At 65.5% G+C, this 9572-nt stretch carries 8 protein-coding genes; 1 reads left to right on the top strand and 7 read right to left on the bottom strand.

What is annotated here, in order from left to right:
• From EOA75_RS22320 to EOA75_RS22335, 4 genes are all read right to left on the bottom strand, one after another.
• Positions 1 to 358 (bottom strand): SDR family NAD(P)-dependent oxidoreductase (locus tag EOA75_RS22320; RefSeq protein ID WP_127325175.1); only part of this gene is annotated, 358 nt, incomplete at its 3' end.
• Between the two features lie 108 nt (positions 359 to 466).
• Positions 467 to 1975 carry a sugar ABC transporter ATP-binding protein gene (locus EOA75_RS22325; protein ID WP_095776247.1) on the bottom strand — a complete coding sequence of 503 codons (1509 nt, stop codon included), beginning with the start codon at positions 1973 to 1975 and terminating at the stop codon, positions 467 to 469.
• Between the two features lie 27 nt (positions 1976 to 2002).
• Positions 2003 to 2941 carry a sugar ABC transporter substrate-binding protein gene (locus tag EOA75_RS22330; RefSeq protein ID WP_127325176.1) on the bottom strand — a complete coding sequence of 313 codons (939 nt, stop codon included), beginning with the start codon at positions 2939 to 2941 and terminating at the stop codon, positions 2003 to 2005.
• Positions 2942 to 3054: 113 nt separating this feature from the next.
• Complete coding sequence (locus EOA75_RS22335; protein WP_066989390.1) at positions 3055 to 4041, bottom strand: ABC transporter permease; 987 nt, start codon at positions 4039 to 4041, stop codon at positions 3055 to 3057.
• A gap of 239 nt (positions 4042 to 4280) precedes the next feature.
• Here EOA75_RS22335 and EOA75_RS22340 point away from each other — a divergent pair, with 239 nt between their 5' ends.
• Complete coding sequence (locus EOA75_RS22340) at positions 4281 to 5243, top strand: sugar-binding transcriptional regulator (protein WP_095800946.1); 963 nt, start codon at positions 4281 to 4283, stop codon at positions 5241 to 5243.
• Here the strand turns inward: EOA75_RS22340 and EOA75_RS22345 are convergent.
• The 3 genes from EOA75_RS22345 to EOA75_RS22355 form a co-directional block, all read right to left on the bottom strand.
• Complete coding sequence (locus tag EOA75_RS22345) at positions 5233 to 6732, bottom strand: FGGY family carbohydrate kinase (RefSeq protein WP_127325177.1); 1500 nt, start codon at positions 6730 to 6732, stop codon at positions 5233 to 5235. The two genes, EOA75_RS22340 and EOA75_RS22345, sit on opposite strands and share 11 nt — an antisense overlap.
• Before the next feature lie 121 nt (positions 6733 to 6853).
• Positions 6854 to 8176: a homoserine dehydrogenase gene (locus tag EOA75_RS22350; protein WP_127325178.1), complete on the bottom strand. Its 1323-nt coding sequence runs from the start codon at positions 8174 to 8176 to the stop codon at positions 6854 to 6856.
• Between the two features lie 318 nt (positions 8177 to 8494).
• On the bottom strand, positions 8495 to 9572 hold a 1078-nt coding region (locus tag EOA75_RS22355), incomplete at its 5' end, for an oligopeptide/dipeptide ABC transporter ATP-binding protein (RefSeq protein ID WP_164747496.1).

A 9572-nucleotide genomic window follows, 5' to 3' on the forward strand; every position in this document is an offset into this window, starting at 1 on the left:
ACAGGACATTGACGTCGTAGAGCTTCTGCCACTTCTCCATCGGCAGCGTCTCGGCGGGTTCGGCACCGGCGACGCCGGCATTGTTGACCGCGATCGTCAGCGCGCCGAGTTCCTTTTCGACGCGTTCGACCGCTGCCGCGAGATCGCTCTGCGATGTGACAGTTCCGGTCAGCACCAGCGCCTTGCGGCCGAGCGCCCTGATCTTGTCGGCCGTGTCTTCCAGCCCGCCCTTCGAGCTGTGGCCGAAACAGGCGACATCGGCGCCGGCTTCCGCCAGACCGATGGCGATCGCTTGACCGATGCCGCTGCCGGCGCCCGTCACCAGCGCCACGTCGCCATCAATATCGAACAGTTTCATCTTTCTCCCTCTCCCTGAAAGAAGGGGCGCCAGCCCTGCTGGCGCCCCGCGCGGTCCGGTGCTTGGGAGGCTATCACCTGCTGCGCTTTATTCCCATCTGCCGTGCCCTCAGCTCGTGGCGAGTTCCATCACGGCGACATTGCTTGCTTCGTCGCGATCGAGGATGCCGCGCTGGCGGCCGCGGCTCAGCACCAGAACCCGGTGCGAAAGCCCCAGCACCTCCTCGAGATCCGAGCTCACCACCACCACGGCCATGCCCGAGCGGGCAAGGTCGGCGATGACATCGTAGATCGCCGCGCGGGCGCCAACGTCGATGCCGCGCGTCGGCTCATCGAGGATGAACACCTTGGGCGGCCGCGACACCCATTTGGCGATGATCACCTTCTGCTGGTTGCCGCCGGAAAGTTTTGAGACCGCCTGGTTCGGCCGACCCTTGACGCCGAGCCTCGATATGCCGGCCTCGGCGAACCTCTGAACCGCTTTGGGAAACACCCAGCCCTTCGGTGCGACATGATCGAAATTGCCGATGGCGAGGTTCTCGCCGATCGTCTGCTCCAATACGACGCCCTGTTCCTTGCGGTCCTCCGGCACCAGCACGACGCCGGCCCTGATCGCCGCCGCGGGGCCGCTGAGATGAACAGGCTGGCCCGCCACCCGCACCGCGCCGGACGAGATTGGATCGGCGCCGGCGATCGCCCTGACCAGTTCGGTGCGGCCGGCGCCGATCAGCCCGGCGATGCCCAGGATTTCGCCCGATTTCACCGCGAACGAAACATTGTTGAAGCTACGCTCCGGCGAGGACAGGTTCTCGACTTCGAGCACTGTCTCGGTGCCCGGCGCCGACAGCTTCGGGAACATGCGTTCGACGCTGCGTCCGACCATCTGCTCGACGACCGTGCGCACGGGGATGTCGGCGCGCTCGTGCCGGGCGACGATGCGGCCGTCGCGCATCACCACCACGCGGTCGGCGATCTGAGCGATCTCGTCCAGCCGGTGGCTGATATAAATGAAGGACATGCCTTCGGCCTTGAGCTTGCGGATTTGCTTGAACAGCAGCTCCGTCTCCTCGCCGCCGAGCGCGGCGGTCGGTTCGTCGAGGATCAGAAGCTCGGCATTCAGCGTCAGCGCCTTGGCGATCTCCACCTGCTGCTGTGCCGCGACGCGCAGCGTGCGCACCTTGCGCTCCGGCGAGACGTCGAGGCCGAGGCGCTTCAATTGCGCCGAGGCCTTCGCGTTCATGGTTGCCCGGTCGATGCGGCCGCCCCGCATCGGCAGCCGCCCGACATAGACATTCTCCGCCACCGATAGGTCCGGCAGCAGCTTCAATTCCTGATGGATCATGCCGACGCCGGCCTCGATGGCCGCAGCGGGATTGGCGGGGGAATAGGGCTTCCCCCGCCAGATGATGGTGCCGGCATCAGGCTTGGTCGAACCGGCGATGATGTTGGACACCGTCGACTTCCCGGCACCGTTCTCGCCGAGCAGCGCCACGACCTCGCCCGGCCGCACCTCGAAGCTCGCATCGGCCAGGACCTGCACCGGTCCGTAGCTCTTGCAGAGGCCGTTGACGAAGAGCCCGTTATGCGGGCCTTCGCTATGGCGAGGTTCAGTGGACATCGTTGCGCTCTCTCAACGGTTGCCGCCTTACGGATGCTTCTCGATGAATTGCGAGACATTGTCTTTGGTGGTCAGGGTCGCGTCCTGCAGTTGCTCGGCCGGCAGCTTCTCGCCCGCCACGATCTTGATGGCCGAATCGACGGCTAGCCGGCCCATGCCCTGCGTCTGCTGGGTCGCGGTGACGTCAAACACGCCGGCCTTCAGCGCCTTGAGCGCCGCAACGTCGCCGTCGAAGCCGGCGATCCACACCTTGTGGTCGGGGTTGGCGACCTTGACCGCCTGCGCGGCGCCCAGAGCCAGCGCGTCGGCCTGGCCGAAGATGATCGAGACATTCGGATGGGCCTGCAGCAGGTCTTGCGCCAGCTTGAAGCCTTCGTCCTGGTGCCACTGATCGCTCCAGAGCTCGCCGACCACCTTGATATCCGGGTAGGCCTTGAGCGCCTCGCCGCAGCCCTTGGAGCGGTCGACTTCCGGCGTCGTGCCCTTCTGGCCATGGATGATCACCATCTCGCCCTTGCCGCCGGCCTGCTTGGCGATGTAGTCGCACACGCCCTTGGCCGAGTTGACGCTGTCAGTGGCGATGAAGGTGTCGCCGGGCGCGCCGTCGGCGTTGCGGTCGACATTGACCACCGGGATGCCGGCGGCCTTCGCGGTCTTGGTCGGCACGGTCGCGGCGGTGGCGCCGGCCGGGATATAGATCAGCGCGTCGATGTTCTGGGTGACGAGGTCCTGCACCTGGCTGACCTGCGTGGCCGAATCGCCCTTGGCGTCGACGGTGATGACCTCGATGCCCTTCTCCTTGGCATAGGCTTCGACCGACTGCTTGATCTGGTTGAAGAAGTCCGCCTGCAGATTGGCGACGGCAAGGCCGAGCTTCTTGGCGTCCTTGGCCGAGGCGGCATCGGACAGGCCGAGCAGCGGGACGATGGCCGCGGCCGCAAGCAGCAGTGAACGTTTGGTCAGCATGTTTTTCCTCCGTTGGTGTTCAATCTGTCAGCCTGCGCATCGCGGCGCCCTCGGCCGGACAGTCCCAGTCTCGGATCGACCGATCCGTTCCGCCCGGACATCCGGGCGAATTCCTATTGGCGGCGCCGCCGCCAGGTATCGGTGGCAACCGCCAGCGCGATCACCACGCCGATCACCACCTGCTGGATGAAGGGCGACACGCCGAGCAGGTTGAGGCCGTTGCGCAGCACGCCGATGATGAGAACGCCGATCGCCGTGCCGCCGATCGAGCCGATGCCGCCGGAAAGGCTGGCGCCGCCGATCACCACCGCGGCGATAGTGTCGAGCTCGTAGCCGACGCCCGAACTCGGCTGCACGGAATCGAGCCGGGCCGCGAGCACGATGCCGGCCAGTCCCGCCAGCAGTGCGCAGATTGCGTAGACCCAGTTGGTCAGCGACTTCACCGGAATGCCGGAGAGGCGGGCAACCTCGGCGCTGCCGCCGATCGCGTAGAGGCTGCGGCCGGTGGCGCGGTAATTGAGGAAGATCGCGAAGACGATCGCCAGCACGATCATCAGCCCGACGGTGACCGACAGGAAGCCGAAATGGCGCACGATCGAGAGGTTGGTGAACCAGTCGGGAAAGCCGACGATCTGCGAGCCGTCGGTGATCATGTTGGCGAGGCCGCGCGCCACCGACATCATGGCAAGCGTCGCGATGAAGGGCGGCAGTTTCGTCACCGTCACCAGCAGGCCCGACACCAGGCCGCAGAGGGCGGCGACGACGAGCGCCGCGGCGATGCCCGCCGGGACGCCGAGATTGAGATAGTCGGGATAGGCGACATAGCCCATCACCATCGAGGCCAGCGCCAGCACCGAGCCGACGGAAAGGTCGATGCCGCCGATCAGGATGACCAGCGTCATGCCGATCGCCATGATGCCGAGCACGGTCACCTGGTCGAGCACGTTGAGGATGTTGCGTACCGTAAGGAAGGTGTCGGTGGTCAGCGCCAGCGCCAGGCACAGCAGCACCAGCCCGATCAGCGGTCCCATCGTGCCGGCAAACAGCGCCGAAAGCTTCGCACCGGAAGCGGCCTGCGCGGCGCCGGTGCCAGCCTTCAACTCGCTCGTCTCGTTGCTCACGGCCACTTCGTCTCCTCCGTCAGCGGGCAGGCGTGCCTTGCCTTCCGCTCTTGTTCACCAGGCATCCTCCCTTGTGAACAATTTATCTTTGAACTGCAATTTTGTTCAGCTAAAACGTTCATCAGAAAATTGTCAAGTGCCGCGCAGCCATTCGGCGGCAGTTTGCGTGAACCGACAGTTTGCCATAGGGAAGTCGAGCGCATACGGAGGCATAAAGCATGGCGGTGATCGAGAACGACAAGGTCTCGCGTTTTCCGGATGCCGAGCTCAAGGCCCGAGCCGCCTGGCACTATTATGTCGAAGGGCTGACGCAGGAGCGGATCTCGGAGATCCTCGGCGTCGGCCGTATCAAGGTGCACCGGATTCTGTCGGCCGCGCGCGAGGAGGGCGTCGTCCAGTTCCGCATTCGCGACAGCGTCGTCGAATGCGTGCAGCTGGAGGAACGCCTGAAGCAGCGCTTCGGCCTCAGCCAGGCGGTGGTCGTGCCGTCGGCTGCCGACAGGAGCAACGCGCCGCTGATGATCGGCCATGCCGCCGCCGCCTATCTCGCCGACAACGTCAATGCGGGCGACGTTATCGCACTGGGTTGGGGCAGGACGCTGAAATTCGCCATCAACGAATTGCCCAGGCGGCCGATCGCCAGGACCACGGTGGTCTCGATGCTTGGCGGCCTCACCCATGCGCAGCCGCTCAATCCGACCGAGAGCGCCTGGGAATTCGCTGAGAAGATCGGCGCCGAATGCTATCTGCTGCCCGTGCCCGTCTATGCCGACAGGCCGGAGCAGCGCGATGCCTTCATGAGCCAGCGCAGCGTCCAGGATGTGGTCTTTAGGGCGCGGCGCGCCAACATCGCCGTGCTCAGCGTCGGCTCCTTTTCCAACGACAGCCCGATCGCCAATTACGGTTTCATCAAGCCCAGCGAATTGGAGGAATTGCAGGCGGCGGGCGCGGTCGGCGATATCCTCTGCCACTTCATCGATGCCGAGGGCCGCATCGTTGACCATGAGGTCAACCGCCGCGTCTGCGCCTACCCGCTGCAGGATCTCTCCGACATTCCGACCACCATCCTGGTGTCGGGCGGGCGGGAGAAGATCGCCGTCATGCGCGCCGCACTTGCGAATACGAAGGTCTCGGTGCTGATCACCGACGAAGACGCGGCCAAGGGGCTGCTTAGCCGGTAGTTCCGGTAATCGCGCCGAGCCGCGTGTGGATATCGCGTGTCGCGTGATAGAGATCACGATAGACTTCTTTGCGTGCGCGGTAGGTCGGAACAAGCGCCTCGACAGGATCGACCTGGCGTGCCGGCCGTGCCGCCATCGCCTTTGCCGCTTCTTCCGGTGACGCGAACCAGCCGATTGCCGAGGCCGCGAGCATGGCGGCTCCCAGCGCCGCTGCTTCGTTGACCGGCGAGACGAAGAGCGGGCGCTCGAGCACGCTCGCCATGATTTCCATCAGCAGTGCGCAATTGGTGCCGCCGCCGGCCGCGATCATCGCGTCGGCCTTGCCGGTCTGTTCCTCCATCGCCTCGGTGGCGATCGCCTGCTCCAGCGCTACGCCCTCCAGCACCGCGCGGAAGAGATGCCTTGGCTCGTGATCGAGCGACAGGCCGACGATGGCGCCGCGCGCCGAGCCGTCCCAGTAAGGGCTCATGACGCCGGCCCAATAGGGCATGACGAGCAATCCGTCGCTGCCTGGCGCGACATCCTTCGCAGCCTTCTCCAGCACCGCGGCCGAAGGCGCGCCGGTGGTGCGCACGATCCAGTCGACCAACTGCATGCCGGAACGCAGCACCGTCTCCAGCATGAAGCCGGAGCCGGTCGGCGAAACCAGCGTGCGGAATGCATCCGACGTCGTGACCGTGCCGGAATAATTTCCGCTGACGACGCCTGAGCCCAACGACAGATAGCTTTTGCCGGACCCGTAGACTCCCATGCCGAGGCCCATCGCCTGGCCGTCTCCGGCGCCCGCAATAACCGGCGTGCCGGCCTTCAGGCCGATCGCCGCCGCGATGCTTTCCGACAACGTGCCGCTGACCGCGCCAGGGGCTGCGAGCTCCGGCAGTTGCTCCGGCCGCAGTCCCGCCGCCTCGACCAGCCTCGGGTGCCAGACGCCATGCGCGATGTCCAGCAGGCCGAGCGGATCGGCGCTCGCCGTGCTGGTGACGAGTCGCCCGGTGAGCCGGTGGACCAAGAACGCGTGCACGTCGACCAGCGCGGCCGCTTCCGCCAGCGCCTGCGGCCGGTGCTCCATCAGCCAGGCCAAAGCGTAGAGCGCCGGCGTCGGGTCCGGCGGCTTGCCGCTCCAGTCGCGGATCGCCTCGCGGCCCAGTTCTTCCGAAAGCCGCGCCACCTGGCGGCGGGCGCGTTCGTCGAGCCACAATATGGCGGGGATGAGCGGCTTGCCGGCGTTGTCGATCAGCGTGAAGCTCTCGCGCTGGTGCGCGATTGAGATGGCTTTCACGCGTGAGGCATCGATCGCCTTGGCGACTTGCTGCAGCGCCGACAGCAGCGCCGCCCACCAATGCTCGGCGTCCTGCTCGAAATGGCCGGGCGCCGGATTGGAAAGCGGATAGGTCTCGCGTGCCTGGAAAAGCTCCGAGCCGTCGCGCGCGAAAGCAATCGCCTTCACGGCGGTCGTCGAGGCGTCGATCCCGATTACCACATCGTCCATCAGGCTGGGATCCGGAAGGTTAGAGCATGTCGCGCAAAAGTGTGCAGCGGTTTTGCGAAAACGACATGCATAAAAAAGGACCTAAAGCGCGTCGCCTGGATCCGATTCCGCGCGACGCGCTTTAGGCCGCGTTGGTTACGAACCGTCCGTCCGACTGGTCGAGACGACGGCGGATCTGGGTTATCACCATCGAATCGTCGGGTACACAGTTTTCATAGGTCAGGAAGTCGCCGGCCTTGACCGGCTTCACCACCTTGGCACGTTCAGCAAGCCCGAGCGGCAGCGCGCCCTTGGCTCGCGCGTCATCCCAAGTCATGGCGAAGCCGCGGTAGTCGTTCTCGCCGATCATGCCGAGCGACTGGCCGGTGCCGAGACTGGTCTTGGCCACCGCCACCGCCTCGGCCACCGGATGATCGAGCGGTTCCATGTCGGCGCGCTTGTAGACCACGGCGCGCGCCGCCGACAGCGGCACTTCCAGGCTGGTGAGGTGATAAGGGCGGAAGATCGTGAAATAGGGGCCCTTGCCGACCTTGAGGTCGATCATGCGCTCCAGCACGCGCGGATGCTTGGTTTCGATGATGCAGAACACGCCGGGCGCGACGCCCTTGCCGATCGAATAGTCGACAACGCCCTTGCGATGAAGCACGCCGCCATCCTCGCGCGGGCAGAGCACGCTAGCTAGTTCTTCTAGCGTCGCGGTAGGGCCGTGCATGCCCGGCACGTCGGGCACCAGTCCCGTCGCGTTGGCGATTGCCACCATCTCGAATGCCGTCTTCGAGCCGTCGACGAACTCGACCAGCATGCGCGCATTCATGTTGCGCTCGGCCGCCTCCTTCTCGTAGTCGGCCGGCACGGCGTCGAACTTCAGCGGATTGTTCTTGCCCTTGCCGGCGGCAACGATATTGAAGCCGAGGCTTTTGGCGAAGCCGATGATCTCCAGCGTGCAGGCAGGCTCGTCGCCGGCCGCACCTGTGTAGACGACGCCGGCCTTGCGCGCCTCTTCCTTCAGGAACCGGCCGATGGTGATGTCGGCCTCGACATTGAGCATGACGATATGCTTGCCGTTCTTCATCACCTCGAGCGCGAACAGCGTGCCGATGTTGGGATTTCCGGTTGCGTCGATGATCACGTCGATGCGGCCGGCGGCGGCGAGCGCATGCAGGTCCTCGGTGACCGCGATCTTGCCGCCCTCGATGGCGCGATCAATGGCCGGGGCATTGGGCGCCTGCACAATATCGGAACGATCATGGCCGGCCAGCAGCGCCGCATCGATCGCCGCCTGCGGCCTGACCTCCGAAATGGCGCCGATGCGCATGCCCGGCATGAGTGCGACCTGAACGACGATATCTGTTCCCATCTGTCCGGCGCCGGCGAGACCGATGGTGATCGGTCCTTGTTTCTCAGCGCGCTGCAGGAGTTCCGCTGCGAATTGCGGATGGGACATGTCGCTTCCTCCGGTCCTTGGCGCCGCCCGCGCCGCGATCATTGTTTGAACATTCCTATGACCGTTTGAAAAATATTTCAACCGCCATTTCGGCGGTCGTCTTAGGAATGAGCTAAAACGAGACTCCGAGACGATGCGGGGCGGGGGGAGATCCGGCAGGATCGAGGCGCGAGGGAACCCCTATGCGGCGAAACGAGGTTTGCCGCCCGGCGGACGCCGTGGACGTCGCTGACGGAGGGGCGCGCCGGTCAGCGCGCTTGCCGCCCTGCGCCAGCCATCGGCGCAGCGAATCCAGCAGGCGTTGTCGTCTGGCGGCGACTATGCCGGCTCCACGGCCTTCGGCTTCTGCAGCCTTGCCAACTCCGCGAAAGGAATATGGCAGCGGATTGTGTGCCCGGGCTCGGCCTCGCTTAGTTCCGGCTCCTGCGTCTCGCAGATCGCGCCGATCTTGCGAGGGCATCTCGTGTGGAAGACGCAACCCGTGGGCGGGTTGGCCGCGCTCGGGATTTCGCCGTCGAGGCGGATGCGCGAGCTTTCCGTCCGGTCGAGTTTCGGAACGGCCGACAACAGAGCTTCCGTGTAAGGGTGATGCGGGCCGGAAAACACCGCTTCCGACGGTCCGAACTCCATGATGCGGCCGAGATAGAGCACCGCGATCTTGTCGGACAGATAGCGCACCACGCCGAGGTCGTGCGAGATGAAAATGTAGCTCACATCCTGCTTCGACTGCAGGTCGGCCAAGAGGTTGAGGATCGCCGCCTGCACCGACACGTCGAGCGCCGAGGTAGGCTCGTCGCAGACGACGATGCGCGGATCGCCGGCGAAGGCGCGGGCGATCGCCACGCGCTGCTTCAGACCGCCCGAAAGCTGCCGCGGCTTGACGGCCAGATGCCGGTCGGTGAGCCGCACCGAGCGGACGAGCTCTTCGAGGCGCGTTTCCAGCGACTTGCCGGTGAGCCCGCTCAGCCGCTTCAAAGCGCGGCTGAGTATATGCCGGATCGAATGCGAACGGTTGAGCGCCGAATCCGGATTCTGGAAGACGATCTGCACCGCCTTGACCTGCTCCTCCGAGCGGCTGGCAAGCCGCGGCGCCAACTGCTTGCCCTCCAGTTCGATGCTGCCGCCCTCGTCCGGCGGCACGAGGCCGAGCAGCAGCCTCGCGAAGGTGGTCTTGCCGCTGCCGGACTCGCCGACCAACCCGAGCGTCTCGCCGGGCCGGAGGCTGACTGAAACGTCCTTCACCGCTCTCAATGCACGGCCATGGCTGGCATAGGTCTTGTTCAGCCCCTCGACCTGCAGCACTGGCGGCGCCTGCTTCGGCGCGACGGCGGCAATTTCGGCGGGTGTCGCGCGCGGCAGCGACTGCGCCTTGTCGTGATAGTGGCAGCGCGACAGC

This window comes from Mesorhizobium sp. M1A.F.Ca.IN.022.07.1.1 (assembly GCF_003997575.1).
Lineage (GTDB): Bacteria > Pseudomonadota > Alphaproteobacteria > Rhizobiales > Rhizobiaceae > Mesorhizobium.

What these genes read in the sequence shown, in the direction of transcription:
- EOA75_RS22345 (WP_127325177.1), bottom strand. Translation starts at nt 6,732, where the DNA reads ATGGACGATGTGGTAATCGGGATCGACGCCTCGACGACCGCCGTGAAG.
- EOA75_RS22350 (WP_127325178.1), bottom strand. Translation starts at nt 8,176, where the DNA reads ATGTCCCATCCGCAATTCGCAGCGGAACTCCTGCAGCGCGCTGAGAAA.
- EOA75_RS22330 (WP_127325176.1), bottom strand. Translation starts at nt 2,941, where the DNA reads ATGCTGACCAAACGTTCACTGCTGCTTGCGGCCGCGGCCATCGTCCCG.
- EOA75_RS22340 (WP_095800946.1), top strand. Translation starts at nt 4,281, where the DNA reads ATGGCGGTGATCGAGAACGACAAGGTCTCGCGTTTTCCGGATGCCGAG.
- EOA75_RS22325 (WP_095776247.1), bottom strand. Translation starts at nt 1,975, where the DNA reads ATGTCCACTGAACCTCGCCATAGCGAAGGCCCGCATAACGGGCTCTTC.